Below are 19,763 nucleotides of genomic sequence, written 5' to 3'. Positions count from 1 at the left end.
TTAGCCTGTTGGTTTACTGACTACACTCTCTTATAAAACAGAGTGGTAAAATAACAGGCTAATCATGATTCTCATCATTTATGCGCATCCTTATCCGCAGCATTCGCATGCGAATAAACGGATGCTTGAGCAGGCAAGGACGCTGGAAGGCGTCGAAGTTCGTTCGCTCTATGAACTCTATCCTGACTTCAATATCGATATCGCTGCCGAACAAGAGGCGCTTTCTCGCGCTGACCTGATCGTCTGGCAGCATCCGATGCAGTGGTACAGCGTTCCCCCCCTACTCAAACTGTGGATGGACAAAGTGCTTTCTCACGGCTGGGCCTATGGTCACGGTGGGACCGCGCTGCGCGGTAAACAGGTGATGTGGGCGGTGACGACTGGTGGCGGCGATAATCACTTCGACATCGGCTCACACCCCGGTTTTGACGTGCTCTCTCAACCGCTTCAGGCGACAGCGATCTACTGCGGGCTAAACTGGCTTGAGCCGTATGCAATGCATTGTACGTTTATCTGCGACGATGAAACGCTGCAGGCGCAGGCGCGTCATTACAAGCAACGACTGATGGAATGGCAGGAGGCGCACAATGGATAGCCATACGCTCATACAGGCGCTGATTTATCTTGGATCGGCGGCGCTGATCGTGCCGATTGCCGTCCGGTTGGGTTTAGGCTCGGTGCTGGGCTATCTCATCGCCGGTTGTATCATCGGCCCCTGGGGTTTACGTCTGGTGACGGATGCCGAATCTATTCTGCACTTTGCTGAAATCGGCGTGGTGCTGATGCTGTTCGTGATTGGTCTGGAGCTCGATCCCCAGCGGTTATGGAAACTGCGCGCCTCGGTGTTTGGTGGCGGTGCGCTGCAGATGGTGGTCTGCGGCGGCCTGATTGGTCTGTTCTGCATGTTCCTCGGCCTGCGCTGGCAGGTGGCGGAACTGATCGGGATGACGCTGGCGCTCTCCTCCACGGCGATAGCCATGCAGGCGATGAATGAGCGCAACCTGACCGTTTCGCAGATGGGGCGTAGCGCTTTTGCCGTGTTGCTGTTCCAGGATATCGCGGCGATTCCGCTGGTGGCAATGATCCCGCTACTGGCGACCAGCGGGGCATCCACGACGTTGGGGGCGTTTGCGCTGTCGGCACTGAAGGTGGCGGGGGCGTTGGTCCTGGTGGTACTGCTGGGACGCTATGTGACCCGCCCGGCACTGCGTTTCGTTGCACGTTCTGGCCTGCGCGAAGTATTCAGCGCCGTGGCGCTGTTTCTGGTTTTTGGCTTCGGGCTGTTGCTGGAAGAAGTAGGGCTGTCGATGGCGATGGGGGCGTTCCTGGCCGGCGTATTGCTGGCAAGCTCTGAGTATCGCCATGCGCTGGAAAGCGACATCGAGCCGTTCAAAGGGCTGCTGCTGGGGCTGTTTTTCATCGGCGTCGGTATGTCTATCGACTTCGGGACGCTTATCGATAATCCGTTACGAATCATTATTCTGCTGGTCGGTTTCCTGGTGATTAAAACCGGGATGCTGTGGCTGATTGCCCGTCCTCTACAGGTGCCGAATAAACAGCGGCGCTGGTTTGCCGTACTGCTCGGGCAGGGCAGTGAGTTCGCGTTTGTGGTGTTTGGCGCGGCGCAAATGGCAAACGTACTCGATCCGCAATGGGCGAAGGCGCTGACGCTGGCGGTGGCGCTGTCGATGGCGGCGACGCCGATTTTCCTGGTCATCCTCACGCGAATGGAAAAATCGGCTACCGGTGAAGCGCGGGAAGCCGATGAAATTGATGAAGAACAGCCGCGGGTGATCATTGCCGGATTTGGACGTTTCGGGCAGATCACCGGTCGTTTGCTGCTTTCCAGCGGTGTGAAGATGGTCGTCCTCGATCACGATCCGGACCATATCGAAACGCTGCGCAAATTTGGGATGAAGGTATTTTACGGCGATGCGACGCGAATGGATCTGCTGGAGTCCGCCGGGGCGGCGAAAGCGGAAGTGCTGATCAACGCTATCGACGATCCGCAGACCAGTCTGGAGCTGACGGAGATGGTAAAAGACCATTTTCCGAACCTGCAAATTATTGCCAGGGCGCGTGATGTCGATCATTACATTCGCCTGCGCCAGGCGGGCGTGGAGCAACCGGAACGTGAAACGTTTGAAGGCGCGCTCAAAACCGGGCGTCTGGCGCTGGAAAGCCTCGGGCTTGGTCGTTATGAAGCGCGTGAACGCGCTGACCTGTTTCGCCGCTTTAATACGCAAATGGTGGAAGAGATGGCGAAGGGTGAGGATGATGCGACTTCCCGAGCGGCCGTCTATAAGCGTACCAGTGCGATGCTGAGCGAAATCATTACTGAGGATCGCGAACATCTGTCGCTAATTCAGCGTCATGGCTGGCAGGGAACCGATGAAGGCAAGCACACGGGAGACGTTGCCGATGAGCCAGAAGTCAAACCGTCAACCTGAGTCAAAAGTGTGATGTACTGCAAACTTTACTGTTAACCGATTGATTTTGTACTACTGTAATGCCGGGAGTCCACTGCGAAGTCGTGGACTCGCCAGCAGATCGGAAAATTTTCGTGCTCTTCTTCTGTTCGTTAGTCGACGAAAGATTGCTCTTTCCGTATAGTGGCGACAATTTTTTTTGCTTCCGGGAATTATTCAATGATCAGTCTGATTGCTGCGTTAGCGGTAGATCGCGTTATTGGTATGGAAAACGCCATGCCGTGGAATCTACCTGCGGATCTCGCCTGGTTTAAACGTAATACGTTAAATAAACCTGTCGTTATGGGACGCCATACCTGGGAATCCATTGGCCGACCGTTGCCGGGACGTAAGAACATCGTCATTAGCAGCCAGCCGGGTACTGACGATCGCGTGCAGTGGGTGAAATCGGTTGATGAAGCGATTGCAGCCTGTGGTGATGCGCCAGAAATTATGGTGATTGGCGGTGGTCGCGTGTACGAGCAGTTCCTGCCCAAAGCGCAGAAACTGTATTTGACGCACATCGATGCGATCGTTCCAGGGGATACGCATTTCCCGGACTACGAACCGGACGACTGGGAATCGGTGTTCAGCGAATTTCACGACGCTGACGGTCAGAACTCACACAGTTATTGCTTCGAAATTCTGGAACGTCGCTAAGCGATGAGTGCCGGATGGCGGCGTAACGCCTTATCCGGCCTACAAAACCAGCCGTAGGTCTGATAAGCGCAGCGCCATCAGGCGGAAAGACGACATTTATATCGGATGGCGGCGTGAATGTCTTATCCGGCCTATAAAATCAGCCGTAGCCTGATAAGCGTAGCGCCATCAGGCATTAACAATCTCAGGCGTTGACCGCCGCACCTTCATCAAGATCCATTTGCCGGTTTGACGGCTGTACAAAGTACTGCTTATCTTCCCAGCGCAGGCAGGTTAAATTTCCTCCCCAGCAGCATCCGGTATCCAGCGCATAGATCCCGTCCGGTGTCCCTTTACCTTCCAGAGAGGCCCAGTGACCAAACGCGATGCTGTAGGCCTCGCTGACCGGTCCGGGGATGGCAAACCACGGTTTTAATGGTGCCGGGGCATCCTCCGGAGACTCTTTGCTGTACATATCCAGTTGCCCGTTCGGGAAGCAGTAACGCATCCGGGTAAAGGCGTTGGTGATAAAGCGCAGACGCGCCAGTCCGGTCAGTTCGGGCGTCCAGTTATTTGGCATGTCGCCGTACATGGCGTCCAGGAAGAAGGGGTAAGAGTCACTCGACAGCACCGCTTCAACATCGCGTGCGCAGTCTTTGGCAGTCTGTAAATCCCACTGCGGTGTGATACCCGCATGCGCCATCACCAGTTTTTTCTCTTCATCTATCTGCAACAGCGGTTGACGACGCAGCCAGTTGAGCAGTTCATCTGCGTCTGGCGCTTCCAGCAGCGGGCTCAGACGATCTTTCGGTTTGTTACGACTGATACCGGCAAAGACCGCCAGCAGATGCAGGTCGTGATTGCCCAGCACCAGGCGCACGCAGTCGCCGAGAGATTTCACATAACGCAGCACGTCCAGTGAGCCGGGGCCACGGGCAACCAGATCCCCCGTCAGCCACAGGGTATCGCTTTCAGGGGTAAAATTGACTTGTTGTAGCAATGCGATCAGTTCGTCGTAGCAACCGTGAACGTCGCCAATAAGGTATGTTGCCATAGCTATTGTTTTAGTGAATGAGAGTGGAAACGGCGAGTCGGAAAACCGGAATATCGATGGTAAAGGCGACGCCGTTCTCATCAATCATTTCGTAATGACCCTGCATCGTGCCCAGCGGCGTTTCGATCACGGCGCCGCTGGTATACTGGTACTCTTCGCCAGGGGCAATGTGCGGTTGCACTCCAACCACACCTTCGCCCTGGACTTCAGTTTCTCGGCCATGACCGTTGGTGATCAACCAATAGCGTCCCAGTAGTTGTACGGGCGCTCGCCCCAAATTGCGGATGGTTACGGTGTAGGCAAAAACGTAACGTTCATCATCAGGTGAGGATTGCGCCTCAATATAGACGCTCTGGACCTGAATACACACTCGGGGCGAATTGATCATGCTTAACTCTCCTTCGATGGCGCGTTTTCTGACAGATAGTTAGCCATCTGGCAGTACTGCGCGACAGAGATATTTTCCGCTCGCATTGCCGGGTCAATACCCAGTTCCGTTAAGACCTCAACGCTGAACAGATTGCCGAGGCTGTTACGAATCGTTTTACGGCGCTGGTTGAACGCTTCAGTGGTGATGCGGCTCAACAGGCGAATATCGTTGACCGGGTAGGGCATCGTGGTATGCGGCACCAGGCGCACCACGGCGGAGTCCACTTTTGGCGGCGGCGTGAAGGCGGACGGCGGCACTTCAAGCACCGGGATCACGTTGCAATAATATTGCGCCATGACGCTTAAGCGACCATACGCCTTACTGTTTGGTCCTGCAACCAGACGATTCACCACCTCTTTTTGCAACATAAAGTGCATATCGGCAATGGCATCAGTATAGCTAAACAAATGGAACATCAGCGGCGTAGAGATGTTATAAGGCAGGTTACCGAACACGCGCAGCGGTTGTCCCATCTTTTCAGACAATTCGCCAAAATTCATGGTCATGGCGTCTTGCTGATAGATTGTCAGCTTGGGTCCCAGGAAGGGATGCGTTTGCAGACGCGCTGCCAGATCACGGTCAAGTTCAATGACCGTCAGCGCATCCAGACGTTCGCCAACCGGCTCCGTCAACGCAGCCAGACCGGGGCCGATTTCGACCATCGCCTGGCCCTTTTGCGGGTTAATGGCGGAGACAATACTGTCGATCACAAACTGATCGTTGAGGAAGTTTTGCCCGAAGCGTTTACGGGCTAAGTGGCCCTGATGGACTCGATTATTCATTGGGTATTAACAATCATTTTGATGGCGAGATTAAGCGCCGTAATAAAACTGCCGACATCAGCTTCACCCCGGCCCGCCAGTTCAAGCGCGGTGCCGTGATCCACCGAGGTACGAATAAAGGGCAGGCCTAGCGTGATATTCACGCCGCGACCAAATCCCTGGTATTTTAGCACGGGGAGGCCCTGATCGTGGTACATCGCCAGCACGGCATCGGCATGTTCCAGGTATTTAGGCTGAAACAAGGTGTCAGCCGGTAGCGGGCCAATTAATTTCATTCCCTGAGCGCGTAGCGTATCGAGAACCGGCACGATCGTGTCGATCTCTTCGCTGCCCATATGCCCCCCTTCACCGGCATGTGGGTTCAGGCCACAGACCAGCACGCGCGGATCGTCTATACCAAATTTGGTGTGAAGATCGTGATGCAGAATGCCTATCACTTCGTGCAGTAGCGCTGGCGTAATGGCATCGGCGACATCACGCAGCGGCAGGTGGGTCGTCGCCAGTGCGACGCGTAACTCCTCCGTCGCCAGCATCATCACCACTTTTTTCGCCTGCGAGCGCTCTTCAAAAAACTCGGTGTGGCCGGTGAAAGGCACGCCCGCATCGTTGATAACGCCCTTATGCACTGGGCCTGTGATCAGCGCTGCAAATTCACCTTCTACACAACCGTCACAGGCGCGTGCCAACGTCTGCACCACATACTCGCCATTTTCCACGGCTAACAGCCCGGGAACGACAGGTGCACGAAGCGCGATCGGTAACAGCGTAAGCGTGCCAGCAGCCTGCGGTTTGGCAGTGCGTTGTGGGGAGTAAGGGTGTAACGTGAGGGGAAGACCGAGCACAGCTGCCCGGTCAGTCAGTACGGAAGCGTCGGCACAGACCACCAGTTCAACCGGCCAGTCGCGCTGGGCAAGTTGAACGACGAGATCCGGACCAATCCCGGCGGGCTCGCCGGGAGTGATTACTACGCGTTGCGTAACCGTCATTAATTGCTCAGGATTTTAACGTAAGCGCTGGCGCGCTGTTCCTGCATCCAGGTTGCGGCTTCTTCTGAGAACTTCCGGTTCATCAGCATACGGTAAGCTCTGTCTTTCTGCGCAGCGTCGGTTTTATCGACGTTACGCGTATCCAGCAGTTCGATCAGGTGCCAGCCGAAAGAGGAGTGCACCGGTGCGCTCATCTGGCCTTTGTTCATGCGGGTTAACGCATCACGGAATGCCGGATCGAAAATATCCGCAGCCGCCCAGCCCAGATCGCCGCCCTGGTTAGCTGAACCAGGATCCTGAGAGAACTCTTTCGCTGCGGCAGCAAAGGTGGTTTTACCGCTCTTAATATCCGCTGCAATCTGCTCAAGCTTCAGACGCGCCTGCTGATCGGTCATGATCGGCGATGGCTTCAGCAGAATATGGCGAGCGTGGACTTCAGTCACAGAAATGCTCTGGCTCTGGCCGCGCATATCGTTCACTTTCAGGATATGGAAACCGACACCGGAACGAATTGGACCTACGATGTCGCCTTTCTTCGCGGTGCTCAGCGCCTGCGCAAAAATGCCTGGTAGTTCCTGAATACGACCCCATCCCATCTGGCCACCTTTCAACGCCTGCTGGTCAGCAGAGTAGGTGATCGCCAGTTTGCCGAAGTCGCTGCCGTTACGGGCTTGATCGACAATAGAACGCGCCTGAGATTCAGCTTCGTTCACCTGGTCAGACGTTGGGTTTTCCGGCAGTGGGATCAGTATGTGGCTCAGGTTCAGCTCCGTGCTGGCATCATTTTGATTGCCAACCTGCTGCGCCAGCGCGTCGACTTCCTGCGGCAGGATCGTCACGCGGCGGCGCACTTCGTTATTGCGCACTTCAGAGATGATCATTTCTTTACGGATCTGATTACGATAGGTTGAGTAGCTCAGACCATCGTAAGCCAGACGGCTGCGCATCTGATCCAACGTCATGTTGTTCTGTTTTGCAATATTGGCAATTGCCTGATCAAGCTGATCGTCAGAGATTTTAACGCCCATCTTCTGACCCATTTGCAGGACAATCTGATCCATGATCAGACGTTCCAGGATCTGATGACGCAGCGTAGCATCGTCCGGGAGTTGTTGACCTGCCTGGTTGGCGTTCAGTTTGACAGACTGCATCAGGCCATCAACGTCGCTTTCCAGTACGACACCGTTATTTACGACGGCTGCGACTTTATCGACTACCTGCGGGGCAGCGAAACTGGTATTCGCGATCATGGCGATACCGAGAAGCAGCGTTTTCCAGTTCTTCATACTTTTTCCATTTCAATTAACCGCACTGCGGATTACGTGGTAAATCAATCAGATCACAAAGAGTTTTGATATGGCAAAATGTTGGAACGCAACATCTCGCTCGTGCCGAGACCGTAGTTGGAGCTCAGGCCACGAAGTTCGATGTTAAAGCCAATCACGTTGTCATATACCGCGTGTTCTTTATCGCTATCCCAACCGTTCAGCTTACGCTCATAACCGACGCGGATTGCATAACAGCAGGAGTTGTACTGCACGCCTAACATCTGGTCGGCAGCTTTGTTCACGTTGGTATCATAGTAGTAAGCACCAACAATGGACCAGCGGTCAGCGATCGGCCAACTGGCAACAGCACCGACCTGGTTGATCCCGTTTTTGTACTGCTCTGCGGTGGAATAGTACGACGGCAACGTCGCCTGAATATATTCCGGGCTGGCGTAACGGTAGTTCAACTGCACCAGACGATCTTCATCACGACGGTATTCAATACTGGAGCTGCTGGTCGCTACGCTATCCAGACGAGTGTCGTACTGAACCCCACCGCGCAGGCCCCAGCGTTCCGAAATACGCCAGTAGGTGTCACCTGCCCAAACTAACGAACCTGTCTGGTCATCTTTCTCCCATTGGATATTGTCATCGCCGGTGCGAGACTCCGTGAAATAGTAGATTTGACCAACAGAAACGTTAAAACGTTCAACGGCAGAGTCATCATAAACGCGAGATGTGACGCCGGTCGTGACCTGGTTAGCGGAAGCAATGCGGTCGAGGCCACCGTAGGTACGATCGCGGAACAGGCCGGTATAGTCTGATTGCAGCAGAGAGGAGTCATAGTTATAAATTTTACTCTGATCGCGATACGGCACGTAGAGATACTGCGCGCGCGGCTCCAGCGTCTGGGTATAACCCGGCGCGAGCATATTCATATCACGTTCAAAGACCATCTTACCGTCGACTTTAAACTGCGGCATCACGCGGTTAGCGGAGTCGTCAAGGTCAGTTGCATTGTTGGCGTTGTACCACTTCAGATTGGTTTGCTGATAATGGGTCGCCAGCAGTTTCGCTTCGGTGTTGATGCTGCCCCACTGATTTGACAGCGGCAGGTTGATGGTCGGTTCCAGGTGCAGACGCGTCGCTTCCGGCATGTTGTCATTCGTATTCACAAAATGCACGGCCTGACCGTAAATACGGGTATCGAAAGGACCCAGATCGTTCTGATAGAAGTTGACGTCTAACTGCGGCTGCGCCGAATAGCTGTTACTGTTTCGCGTATCGAAAACCTGGAACTGTTTGGTGGAGACCGTCGCGTCAAAGTTCTGTACCGCGTAGCCGACGCTGAATTTTTGCGTCGCATAACCATCGGTACTGGAACCGTACTTGTTATCGAAATCGTTAAAGTAGCTGGGGTCGCTGACCTTGGTGTAGTCGACGTTGAAACGCCACACCTGGTCCATCACGCCCGAATGCTGCCAGTAAAATAACCAGCGGCGCGAGTTACTATCGTTCGGGTGTTCATCCTCGTAAACGCGATCGGAATTGAGATAGTCGAACTCCATCAGGCCAGCGCCAGCCTGGCTCAGGTAACGGAATTCATTCTCCCACATCACGCCGCCACGACGGTGCATATAGTGCGGCGTCAGGGTCGCATCCATGTTTGGCGCGATGTTCCAGTAATACGGGAGATAAAATTCGAAATAGTTCTTTGACGAATACTTGGCGTTGGGGATCAGGAAACCGGAGCGGCGTTTATCACCCACCGGAAGCTGCAGGTACGGACTATAAAAGACCGGCACCGGACCCAGTTTAAAGCGGGCGTTCCAGATTTCCGCAACCTGTTCTTCACGGTCATGGATCACTTCGCTACCGACAACGCTCCAGGTATCCGAACCCGGCAGACAGGAGGTGAAACTCCCGTTTTCAAGAATGGTATAGCGGTTCTCGCCGCGCTGTTTCATCAGATCCGCTTTACCGCGGCCCTGACGTCCCACCATCTGGTAGTCGCCTTCCCACACGTTGGTATCTTTGGTGTTCAGGTTCGCCCAACCCTTCGGTCCTTTCAGGATAACCTGGTTGTCATCGTAATGGACGTTGCCGAGCGCATCGACGGTACGCACGGGCTCAGGCTGGCCCTGAGCCTCTTTCTGATGAAGCTGCACCTCATCGGCCTGCAGACGGCTGTTGCCCTGCATGATGTCCACATTGCCGGTAAACACCGCGTCATCAGGATAATTTCCTTTCGCGTGATCGGCATTAATCGTGACGGGGAGTTCATTTGTCTCGCCCTGCACCAGAGGACGGTCATAGCTTGGCACGCCTAACATACATTGTGAGGCGAGACTGGCTGCCAGACCCTGTTGACTGTAAAGGGCAGTGGCAATCATGGTGGCCAGGAGGGTGGGAATACGTTTTTTCATACGTTGTATTTTATTGTTCCATCATCAGTAGCGTCGCGCGTGACAAACCGCCACAGCCTAACTTACTCATGTTCTTAGCGCTAGTGTTAATCCTGCCGCTATAGCGTCAGTGGTGTTAGTCACGGCTGTGAATGACAGGTATGATAATGCAAATTATAGGCGATGTCCCACAATTGACCGTAGCCGAAAGATCGTAGAAAGCCGCTTATTTTGTGGGACCTGGCCTCACCGGGAGTGAGACAAATTGGGGAGTCTATGCAGTACTGGGGAAAAATAATTGGCGTGGCCGTGGCGCTGATCATGGGCGGCGGCTTTTGGGGCGTAGTTCTGGGGCTGTTGGTAGGCCACATGTTCGACAAAGCCCGCAGCCGAAAAATGGCGTGGTTTGCCAACCAGCGCGAGCGTCAGGCGCTGTTTTTTGCCACCACCTTTGAGGTGATGGGACACTTAACTAAATCGAAAGGACGCGTTACCGAAGCCGATATCCATGTTGCTAATGTGCTGATGGATCGGATGAATTTGCACGGTGAATCGCGATCGGCTGCGCAAAATGCGTTTCGTATCGGAAAATCAGATAATTACCCGTTACGTGAAAAAATGCGCCAGTTTCGTAGCGTCTGTTTTGGTCGCTTCGATCTTATTCGCATGTTTCTTGAAATTCAGATTCAGGCGGCGTTTGCCGATGGTTCGCTGCATCCCAACGAGCGTGAAGTACTGTATGTGATCGCCGAAGAGCTGGGTATTTCCCGTACTCAGTTCGATCAGTTCCTGCGCATGATGCAGGGGGGCGCACAGTTTGGCGGCGGCTATCAGCAGCAGTCCGGCGGCGGTGGCTGGCAGCAGGCGCAGCGCGGCCCGACGCTGGAGGATGCCTGCAACGTACTGGGGGTTAAGCCCACCGACGATGCGACCACCATTAAACGCGCTTACCGTAAGCAGATGAGCGAGCACCATCCGGATAAACTGGTGGCGAAAGGCCTGCCGCCCGAAATGATGGAAATGGCGAAGCAAAAAGCGCAGGAAATTCAGAAAGCGTACGAGCTAATTAAAGAGCAGAAAGGTTTCAAGTAAGTTCCGGGCTATTTTACTTGCCATTTTGAACCTGGGCAGTGCTCACCACAGTCACGTACTACGTGTACGCTCCTGCGGTTGCGCGCTGTCCGTGTTCAAACTGGCTGCGCCAATAACGCCCGGTGAGGAAAGTCTGTACCTTAAAATTCAGATCGTAGGCCGGATAAGCGAAGCGCCATCCGGCGGTGATGCTAAAAATCCGCCGGGGCTTTAAAGGTCATGCTGTTGCCGTAAGCGGGATGAGTGATGGTCAGCATCTCGGCATGCAGCAGCAGTCGCGGGGCCATTGCCAGCGCCTCTGGCGGCGCATAAAAACGGTCGCCGAGGATCGGGTGGCCTAACGCCAGCATATGGACGCGCAGCTGGTGCGAACGCCCGGTGATGGGCTTCAACACCACGCGCGCGGTGTTATCTTCCATAAACTCCACGACGTCATATTCGGTCTGCGCCGCTTTGCCGGTTTCATAACACACTTTCTGCTTCGGCCGATTCGGCCAGTCGCAGATCAGCGGTAAATCCACCAGTCCCTCGGCGGGCGCGGGATGTCCCCATACCCGCGCCACATACTGTTTTTTCGGCTCGCGCTCGCGAAACTGACGCTTCAACTCCCGTTCTGCCGCTTTGGTAAGGGCCACTACAATCACACCGCTGGTCGCCATATCCAGACGATGCACGGACTCCGCCTGTGGATAGTCGCGTTGAATACGCGTCATTACGCTGTCTTTATGTTCCTCAAGACGACCCGGTACGGACAACAGGCCGCTGGGCTTGTTGACGACCATAATGTGCTCATCCTGATACAGGATCACCAGCCAGGGATCCTGCGGTGGATTGTAGTTTTCCATCCCCATAATCGACTCCGTTACTGATGCGTGACGACGATGAGACGCAGCGCGTCCAGACGCCATCCCGCCTGGTTCAGGCTTTCCAGCACCTGCTGACGGTTGCTTTCAATCGCCGCGAGCTCGTCATCACGAATGTTCGGGTTGACGGCGCGCAGCGCTTCCAGGCGCGACAGTTCAGCAGACAGTTTTTCATCTGCTTCATTACGCGCGGCATCAATCAGGGCGCGAGCGGACTTCTCAACCTGCGCTTCACCCAGTTGCAGAATTGCATGAACATCCTGTTGCACCGCGTTGACCAGCTTGCTGCCGGTGTGGCGGTTAACGGCGCTCAACTGGCGGTTGAAGGTTTCAAACTCCACCTGCGCTGCGAGGTTATTGCCGTTCTTATCCAGCAGCATGCGCACCGGCGTTGGCGGCAGGAAGCGGTTAAGCTGAAGCTGTTTCGGCGCCTGAGCTTCCACAACGTATACCAGTTCCAGCAGCAGCGTACCGACCGGCAGCGCTTTATTTTTCAACAGGGAAATGGTGCTGCTGCCGGTATCACCGGAGAGGATCAGATCCAGGCCGTTACGAATGAGCGGGTGTTCCCAGGTAATAAACTGGGCATCTTCACGCGACAGCGCCACGTCACGTTCAAAGGTGATGGTACAACCGTCTTCCGGCAGCCCTGGAAAGTCCGGAACCAGCATATGATCGGATGGCGTCAGCACAATCAGGTTTTCACCGCGATCGTCCTGGTTAATCCCCACAATATCAAACAGGTTCATGGCAAAGGCGATAAGGCTGGTGTCGTCGTCCTGCTCTTCAATACTTTCAGCCAGTTGCTGCGCTTTTTCACCGCCGTTGGAGTGGATCTCCAGCAGACGGTCGCGGCCCTGTTCCAGCTGGGCTTTCAACGCTTCATGTTGTTCGCGGCAGGTTTTGATCAGCTCATCAAAGCCTTCTGTCTCTTCTGGCGCCGCCAGATAGTTAATCAGGTTGCTGTAAACCGAGTCATAAATAGCGCGGCCGGTGGGGCAGGTGTGTTCGAACGCATCCAACCCTTCGTGATACCAGCGAACCAGCACCGACTGGGCCGTTTTCTCCAAATACGGGACGTGGATTTGGATATCGTGCGCCTGGCCGATGCGGTCGAGACGACCAATACGCTGCTCCAGAAGATCCGGATTAAACGGCAGGTCGAACATCACCAGGTTGCTGGCAAACTGGAAGTTACGACCTTCCGAGCCGATTTCTGAACACAGCAGCACCTGCGCGCCGCTGTCCTCTTCGCCGAACCAGGCGGCGGCGCGGTCGCGTTCGATAATCGACATCCCTTCGTGGAAGACGGCAGCGCGGATCCCTTCGCGCTCGCGCAGTACTTGCTCCAGTTGCAGCGCAGTGGTTGCTTTCGCACAGATCACCAGTACTTTCTGCGAACGATGACTGGTCAGGTAGCCCATCAGCCACTCAACGCGCGGGTCGAAGTTCCACCAGGTCCCGGTATCGCCTTCAAATTCCTGATAAATCTGTTCCGGATAGAGCATATCGCGCGCTCTGTCTTCGGCGTTTTTACGGGCGCCCATGATGCCGGACACTTTAATGGCCGTCTGATACTGCGTCGGCAGCGGCAGCTTAATGGTGTGCAGTTCGCGTTTCGGGAAGCCTTTTACGCCGTTACGGGTGTTACGGAACAGTACGCGGCTGGTGCCGTGACGGTCCATCAGCATGGAGACCAGTTCCTGACGTGCGTTCTGCGCTCCGTCGCGATCGCTGTTCGCGGTTTGCAACAGCGGCTCAATATCCTGCTCGCCAATCAGCTCACCCAACATGTTGAGCTCTTCATTGCTAAGCTTGTTACCCGCCAGCAGCATGGCGACGGCATCGGCAACCGGTCGATAGTTTTTCTGCTCTTCGACAAATTGCGCGAAATCGTGGAAACGGTTGGGATCCAACAGGCGCAGACGGGCAAAGTGGCTTTCCATACCCAGTTGTTCCGGGGTGGCGGTTAGCAACAGTACGCCTGGCACACGTTCCGCCAGTTGTTCTATCGCCACATATTCACGGCTCGGCGCTTCTTCACTCCAGACGAGGTGGTGAGCTTCATCGACAACCAGCAGATCCCACTCGGCATCACACAGGTGCTCCAGACGCTGTTTGTTGCGACGGGCGAAATCAAGCGAACAGATGACCAGTTGCTCGGTTTCAAATGGATTTAGGGCATCGTGCTGCGCTTCGGCGTAGCGTTCGTCGTCAAACAGAGCAAAACGCAGGTTGAAGCGGCGCAACATTTCGACCAGCCACTGATGCTGTAAGGTTTCCGGCACAATGATCAGCACGCGCTCCGCCGCGCCAGAGAGCAGTTGCTGATGCAGGATCATCCCGGCTTCAATGGTTTTGCCCAGACCCACCTCATCTGCCAGCAGTACGCGCGGCGCATGACGACGGCCCACGTCGTGGGCGATATTGAGCTGATGGGGGATCAGGCTGGTGCGCTGACCGCGCAGACCGCTCCACGGCATGCGGTACTGTTCGCTCTGAAATTTACGTGCGCGGTAGCGCAGCGCAAATCGATCCATACGGTCAATCTGACCAGCAAACAGACGATCCTGCGGTTTGCTGAACGCCAGTTTACTGTCGAGCAGAACTTCACGCAGCGTCACACCGGTTTCTTCGGTATCAAGACGGGTACCAATATAGCTAAGCAAACCATTTTCTTCTGTTACTTCATCGATTTGTAGCTGCCAGCCCTCATGGCTGGTAATGGTGTCGCCAGGATTGAACATCACGCGGGTCACGGGGGAGTCACTGCGCGCATACAGACGGTTTTCACCGGTAGAGGGGAAAAGTAAAGTGACGGTGCGCGCATCCATGGCGACGACGGTTCCAAGTCCCAGTTCGCTTTCTGTATCGCTGATCCAGCGTTGACCAAGTGTAAAAGGCATATTTGTTCGGCTCTATATCTTTAATTGCAGGCAATAATCACCCTCTGCCAGGGAGATGCTATGACAGAACGGTAAATGGGGTCCAGGAATGGAAAGGGCGCTATGGTAATGGATGGCGACGGATTCGTCACGTGTCAAAATAACCCTAATTGGCCTGTCAGTAGTGTAGCAAAGTTATCATCAATGAAGGGAAGAATTCCTTCCGCAACAGGCTGAAGCTGGCGCGTCAGGTAATGTTCATAATCCAGAGGCGAATGTTGATAATCCTTTGGCTCCGGGCCATTCAGGGTCCAGACATAGTGAATGGTGCCGCGGTTCTGATATTGCGCCGGACGTCCCCGCTTCAGGTTTTCTTCATCGGCCAGACGGGCGGCGCGTACGTGCGGTGGCACGTTGCGCTGGTATTCGCTCAACGGTCGACGCAGGCGCTTGCGATAAACCAGACGATCGTCCAGCTCGCCCGCCATCAGCCGATCGATGGTGTCGCGAACATAATCCTGGTAGGGTTCGTGCCGAAAAATGCGCAGATACAGCTCTTGCTGGAACTGTTGCGCCAGCGGCGTCCAGTCGGTACGCACGGTTTCCAGCCCTTTAAACACCATCCGCTGTTTTTCGCCTTCCTGAATCAGGCCTGCGTAGCGTTTTTTGCTGCCGGTATCCGCACCGCGGATGGTCGGCATCAGAAAGCGACAGAAATGCGTTTCATACTCCAGTTCCAGCGCGCTGGTAAGGTTCTTTTCTTGTAGCGACTGCGCCCACCAGGCGTTGACGTGCTCCACTAATGACTGGCCAATTTTCGCGGCTTCCTCTTCCGTATGAGCGCGTTTCAACCAGACGAAGGTGGAGTCGGTGTCACCATAAATCACGTCATACCCCTGTGCTTCAATGAGCGCTTTGGTCTGGCGCATGATTGCGTGACCGCGCATGGTGATTGACGAAGCCAGACGTGGATCAAAGAAACGGCAGGCCGTGGTGCCGAGCACGCCGTAAAAGGCATTCATGATGATTTTGAGCGCCTGAGAAAGCGGTTTGTTGCCCTGTCGTTTGGCGTCGTCGCGCCCGTGCCAGATAGACGTTACGATCTCGGGCAAGCAGTGTTTTTCCCGTGAGAACCAGGCGTCGAGAAATCCTTCAGTGCTGTGTTCGGGATCCGGGTGCGCCATCCCTTCCACCAGTCCGACAGGGTCGATCAAAAAGGTACGAATGATCGAGGGATACAGACTTTTGTAATCCAGCACCAGCACCGAATCATACAAACCGGGGCGCGAATCCATCACGTAACCGCCGGGACTGGCGTGAGGCGGCACTTCACCGAGATTTGGCGCGACGTACCCGGCGCGGTGCATACGCGGGAAGTAGAGGTGACCGAACGCGGCGACCGAACCGCCGTGACGATCGACAGGTAATCCGTTGACTGTGGCACGTTCTAACAAGAATGGCACGATCTCGGTTTTATGAAAGATTCGCGTCACCAGCTCGCAATCTTTCAGGTTATAGGTGGCGAGCGCAGGTTTATCCTCGGCAAAGCGTCTGTCGATCTCATCCATGCGATCCCATGGATTATCGATCGATTTACCTTCCCCGAGCAGCTCCTGTGAAACGGTCTCCAGCGAAAACGACGAGAAATTCCAGAAGGCAGATTTCAGCGCCTCAATACCATCAACGATCAGCCGTCCTTTAGCCTGAGCAAAAAAGACGCCATTTTTAAAGCCGTGCTCACGCCATTCCAGCTCACTGTTATCACGACCAAAACGTAACGGGATTCGATAACGTTCAGCATGTTTTTGCAACACGCGCAGGTCGAATTGCACCAGATTCCAGCCGATAATGAGGTCGGGATCGTGGCGGGCAATCCACTCGTTTAGCTTTTCCAGCAGTTGCGGGCGGCTGTTGACGTACTCAAGCTGGAAATCGAGCGCTGATGGATCGCCATTTTCGGGGCCGAGCATATAAACAACGCGCTGCCCGCAGCCTTCCAGGCCAATGCAGTACAACTCACCGTGACGGGTGGTCTCAATGTCAAGAGACAACCATTTGAGCGGCGGACGAAAGTCGGGATGGGGTTTTAATCGCGCGTTGACAATCGCACCATTGCGCGTCTCGCCTTCAACCCACACCGGCGAGGTGATAAAGCGTTCCATCAGATAACGTTCTGGCGGGCGGACATCGCCTTCATAAACCGTCACGCCATTCTCACGCAACAGCTTTTCCAGGCGCATTAGCTGACGATGCGAGCGACAGTAAAGACCCGAAACCGGCTGACGATGGAAATCTTTGAGGCTGAGCGGGGTCAGGCGGTAGCCATTTTCACTGCTTAATAACGAGCTGACGCGGGGGATTTGCGCGGTAGGGATAAACGCCACGGATTCCTGCGGCGCAAGCGTGACCTGCAAAGGCCCGCTGTCTGTTGCCAGCCAGAATGAAACTTCTGTTCCCTGAGACGTATCCCGCCAGTGCCGGGTTAAGATAAAACCTGCCTGCGCCACGCTGTTTATCCAAACAAAAAACCAGGCCTGATTATAGCCTGGTTGAGAATGTTTTGCTGGGGTTTTATACAGTCATTAGCAGTACTATTGCCCGTAATAGGCTTTAGCCCCGTGCTTGCGCAGATAGTGTTTATCCAGCAGCGTTTGCTGCATATCCGGTAGCTGCGGCGCGAGCTGGCGACAGAAAATGCCCATATAGGCCACTTCTTCCAGGACGATGGCGTTATGCACGGCATCCTCGGCATTTTTCCCCCACGCGAAGGGGCCGTGCGAATGAACCAGCACGCCGGGCATTTGGGCCGCGCCGATCCCATGCATCTTAAAGGTTTCGACGATCACCTTGCCTGTTTCCCACTCATACTCGCCGTTAATCTCGTGGTCGGTCATTTTGCGGGTGCAGGGAATGGCACCGTAAAAATAGTCGGCGTGCGTGGTACCCGTTGCCGGAATGGATTGCCCGGCCTGCGCCCAGATGGTGGCATGACGTGAATGGGTATGCACAATGCCGCCAATGGAAGGGAACGCCTGGTACAGCAAGCGATGGGTCGGGGTATCTGATGACGGCTTTTTAGTCCCTTCAATCACTTCACCCGTGTCGATACTGACCACCACCATATCTTCTGCGGCCATTACGCTGTAATCGACGCCGGAAGGTTTGATAACAAAGACGCCATGCTCGCGGTCCACCGCGCTGACGTTGCCCCAGGTGAGAGTAACCAGGTTATGTTTCGGCAGTGCCAGATTGGCTTCTAACACCTGGCGTTTAAGATCTTCAAGCATATTTTTCTCCCTGCCTGATGGCGGCGTAAACGCCTTATCAGGCCTACGCAGAGAGGTAGGCCCTGCAGCGTGCGCCATCAGGCAACCATTCGCTTAACGTTTAAAGCCGTAATACACCTCGTTCCAGCGCAGCGCGTCCTTGAAGGCGGGCAGGCGGGTATCGTTATTAATCACGGTGATTTCGATATCGTGCATTTCAGCAAACTGACGCATGTCGTTGAGATCCAGCGCATGGCTGAAGACGGTGTGGTGCGCGCCGCCGGCCAGGATCCACGCTTCAGAAGCGGTGGGCAGATCCGGCTGGGCTTTCCACAGCGCGTTGGCGACCGGCAGTTTCGGCAATGCGTGTGGCGTTTTCACGGTGTCGATGCAGTTGACCAGCAGACGAAAGCGATCGCCAAGGTCAATCAGGCTGGCCACGATTGCCGGGCCGGTTCTGGTATTGAAGATCAGGCGAGCGGGATCGTCTTTACCGCCGATGCCGAGATGTTGGACGTCGAGGATCGGTTTTTCGTCCACGGCGATCGACGGGCACACTTCCAGCATGTGGGAACCCAGTACCAGATCGTTGCCTTTCTCGAAGTGGTAGGTGTAATCCTCCATAAAGGAGGTGCCGCCCTGCAGACCGGTTGACATCACTTTCATGATGCGAAGCAGAGCGGCAGTTTTCCAGTCGCCTTCGCCAGCAAAGCCATAGCCCTGCTGCATCAGACGCTGTACGGCTAGCCCCGGAAGCTGTTTCAGACCGTGCAAATCTTCAAAAGTGGTGGTGAACGCGTGGAATCCGCCCTGTTCCAGGAAGCGCTTCATGCCCAGCTCAATACGCGCTGCTTCCAGCACATTCTGACGTTTTTCACCGTGAACCTGAGTGGCCGCGGTCAGGGTGTAGCAGCTTTCGTATTCATCAACCAGGGCATTGATGTCGCCGTCACTGATGGAATTCACCACCTGAACCAGATCGCCCACCGCCCAGGTATTGACCGAGAAGCCGAACTTGATCTGCGCGGCGACTTTATCGCCATCGGTGACCGCCACTTCACGCATGTTGTCGCCAAAACGGCATACTTTCAGATGACGGGTATCCTGTTTCGATACCGCATGACGCATCCAGGCACCGATACGTTGGTGAGCCTGTTGATCCTGCCAGTGACCAGTGACTACCGCGTGTTGCTGGCGCATACGCGCGCCAATGAAGCCGAACTCCCGACCGCCGTGCGCAGTCTGGTTCAGGTTCATAAAGTCCATATCGATGCTGTCCCACGGCAGGGCGGCGTTGAACTGCGTGTGGAATTGCAGCAGCGGCTTGTTGAGGATCGTCAGGCCGTTGATCCACATTTTGGCTGGAGAGAAGGTATGCAGCCAGACCACCAGACCCGCGCAACGATCGTCATAGTTCGCGTCCCGGCAAATGGCGGTGATCTCATCCGGCGATGTCCCCAGCGGTTTTAACACCAGTTTACAGGGCAATTTCGCTTCGGTGTTCAGCGCCTTGACGACGTGCTCAGCGTGCTGAGTGACCTGACGCAGCGTCTCAGGGCCGTACAAATGCTGGCTGCCAATTACAAACCACACTTCATAGTTATCAAAAATAGTCATTGTCGTGT

The 19,763-nt window shown here is 54.9% G+C and carries 15 protein-coding genes; 4 read left to right on the top strand and 11 right to left on the bottom strand.

Annotated elements, in window-relative coordinates:
• Nucleotides 1–64: 64 nt before the first annotated feature.
• From kefF to folA, 3 genes are all read left to right on the top strand, one after another.
• Nucleotides 65–595: a glutathione-regulated potassium-efflux system oxidoreductase KefF gene (gene kefF, locus KE671_RS10540; RefSeq protein WP_206162911.1), complete on the top strand. Its 531-nt coding sequence runs from the start codon at nucleotides 65–67 to the stop codon at nucleotides 593–595.
• Complete coding sequence (gene kefC / locus KE671_RS10535; RefSeq protein ID WP_206162910.1) at nucleotides 588–2,450, top strand: glutathione-regulated potassium-efflux system protein KefC; 1,863 nt, start codon at nucleotides 588–590, stop codon at nucleotides 2,448–2,450. Before kefF ends, kefC begins: the two co-directional genes overlap by 8 nt.
• A gap of 198 nt (nucleotides 2,451–2,648) precedes the next feature.
• Complete coding sequence (folA, locus tag KE671_RS10530; RefSeq protein WP_206162909.1) at nucleotides 2,649–3,128, top strand: type 3 dihydrofolate reductase; 480 nt, start codon at nucleotides 2,649–2,651, stop codon at nucleotides 3,126–3,128.
• A 184-nt stretch (nucleotides 3,129–3,312) separates the two neighbouring features.
• Here the strand turns inward: folA and apaH are convergent, their stop codons facing one another.
• The 6 genes from apaH to lptD are packed head-to-tail and all read right to left on the bottom strand — an operon-like array spanning nucleotide 3,313 to nucleotide 10,053.
• Complete coding sequence (gene apaH, locus KE671_RS10525; protein ID WP_206162908.1) at nucleotides 3,313–4,161, bottom strand: bis(5'-nucleosyl)-tetraphosphatase (symmetrical) ApaH; 849 nt, start codon at nucleotides 4,159–4,161, stop codon at nucleotides 3,313–3,315.
• 10 nt (nucleotides 4,162–4,171) lie between these two features.
• Nucleotides 4,172–4,549 (bottom strand): Co2+/Mg2+ efflux protein ApaG, encoded by a 378-nt coding sequence (gene apaG, locus KE671_RS10520; RefSeq protein ID WP_206162907.1) that lies wholly within the window; start codon nucleotides 4,547–4,549, stop codon nucleotides 4,172–4,174.
• Nucleotides 4,550–4,551: 2 nt separating this feature from the next.
• Nucleotides 4,552–5,373 carry a 16S rRNA (adenine(1518)-N(6)/adenine(1519)-N(6))-dimethyltransferase RsmA gene (gene rsmA, locus KE671_RS10515; protein WP_061076396.1) on the bottom strand — a complete coding sequence of 274 codons (822 nt, stop codon included), beginning with the start codon at nucleotides 5,371–5,373 and terminating at the stop codon, nucleotides 4,552–4,554.
• Nucleotides 5,370–6,359 carry a 4-hydroxythreonine-4-phosphate dehydrogenase PdxA gene (pdxA, locus tag KE671_RS10510; protein ID WP_206162906.1) on the bottom strand — a complete coding sequence of 330 codons (990 nt, stop codon included), beginning with the start codon at nucleotides 6,357–6,359 and terminating at the stop codon, nucleotides 5,370–5,372. The genes rsmA and pdxA overlap by 4 nt, the downstream gene beginning before the upstream one ends.
• A complete protein-coding gene (gene surA, locus KE671_RS10505) occupies nucleotides 6,359–7,645 on the bottom strand; it encodes a peptidylprolyl isomerase SurA (protein WP_206162905.1) in 1,287 nt (428 codons plus the stop codon). Before surA ends, pdxA begins: the two co-directional genes overlap by 1 nt.
• 53 nt (nucleotides 7,646–7,698) lie before the next feature.
• A complete protein-coding gene (gene lptD, locus KE671_RS10500) occupies nucleotides 7,699–10,053 on the bottom strand; it encodes an LPS assembly protein LptD (RefSeq protein ID WP_206162904.1) in 2,355 nt (784 codons plus the stop codon).
• A gap of 255 nt (nucleotides 10,054–10,308) precedes the next feature.
• Between lptD and djlA the strand changes: the two genes are divergently transcribed.
• Nucleotides 10,309–11,124: a co-chaperone DjlA gene (gene djlA / locus KE671_RS10495; RefSeq protein ID WP_206162903.1), complete on the top strand. Its 816-nt coding sequence runs from the start codon at nucleotides 10,309–10,311 to the stop codon at nucleotides 11,122–11,124.
• 191 nt (nucleotides 11,125–11,315) lie between these two features.
• Here the strand turns inward: djlA and rluA are convergent, their stop codons facing one another.
• The 5 genes from rluA to araA all read right to left on the bottom strand — a co-directional run bounded on the left by rluA (nucleotide 11,316) and on the right by araA (nucleotide 19,755).
• Nucleotides 11,316–11,975 carry a bifunctional tRNA pseudouridine(32) synthase/23S rRNA pseudouridine(746) synthase RluA gene (rluA, locus tag KE671_RS10490; protein WP_206163236.1) on the bottom strand — a complete coding sequence of 220 codons (660 nt, stop codon included), beginning with the start codon at nucleotides 11,973–11,975 and terminating at the stop codon, nucleotides 11,316–11,318.
• A gap of 11 nt (nucleotides 11,976–11,986) precedes the next feature.
• Nucleotides 11,987–14,893, bottom strand: a complete 2,907-nt coding sequence (gene rapA, locus KE671_RS10485; RefSeq protein WP_206162902.1) for an RNA polymerase-associated protein RapA — start codon at nucleotides 14,891–14,893, stop codon at nucleotides 11,987–11,989.
• Nucleotides 14,894–15,027: 134 nt separating this feature from the next.
• Nucleotides 15,028–17,379, bottom strand: a complete 2,352-nt coding sequence (polB, locus tag KE671_RS10480) for a DNA polymerase II (protein WP_206162901.1) — start codon at nucleotides 17,377–17,379, stop codon at nucleotides 15,028–15,030.
• A gap of 84 nt (nucleotides 17,380–17,463) precedes the next feature.
• Complete coding sequence (gene araD, locus KE671_RS10475) at nucleotides 17,464–18,159, bottom strand: L-ribulose-5-phosphate 4-epimerase (protein ID WP_206162900.1); 696 nt, start codon at nucleotides 18,157–18,159, stop codon at nucleotides 17,464–17,466.
• Nucleotides 18,160–18,252: 93 nt separating this feature from the next.
• Nucleotides 18,253–19,755 carry an L-arabinose isomerase gene (gene araA / locus KE671_RS10470; protein ID WP_206162899.1) on the bottom strand — a complete coding sequence of 501 codons (1,503 nt, stop codon included), beginning with the start codon at nucleotides 19,753–19,755 and terminating at the stop codon, nucleotides 18,253–18,255.
• Nucleotides 19,756–19,763: the final 8 nt, after the last annotated feature.

The organism is Citrobacter amalonaticus (assembly GCF_018252635.1).
Lineage (GTDB): Bacteria > Pseudomonadota > Gammaproteobacteria > Enterobacterales > Enterobacteriaceae > Citrobacter_A > Citrobacter_A amalonaticus_E.
This window is presented reverse-complemented; position numbering and strand designations above follow the sequence as displayed.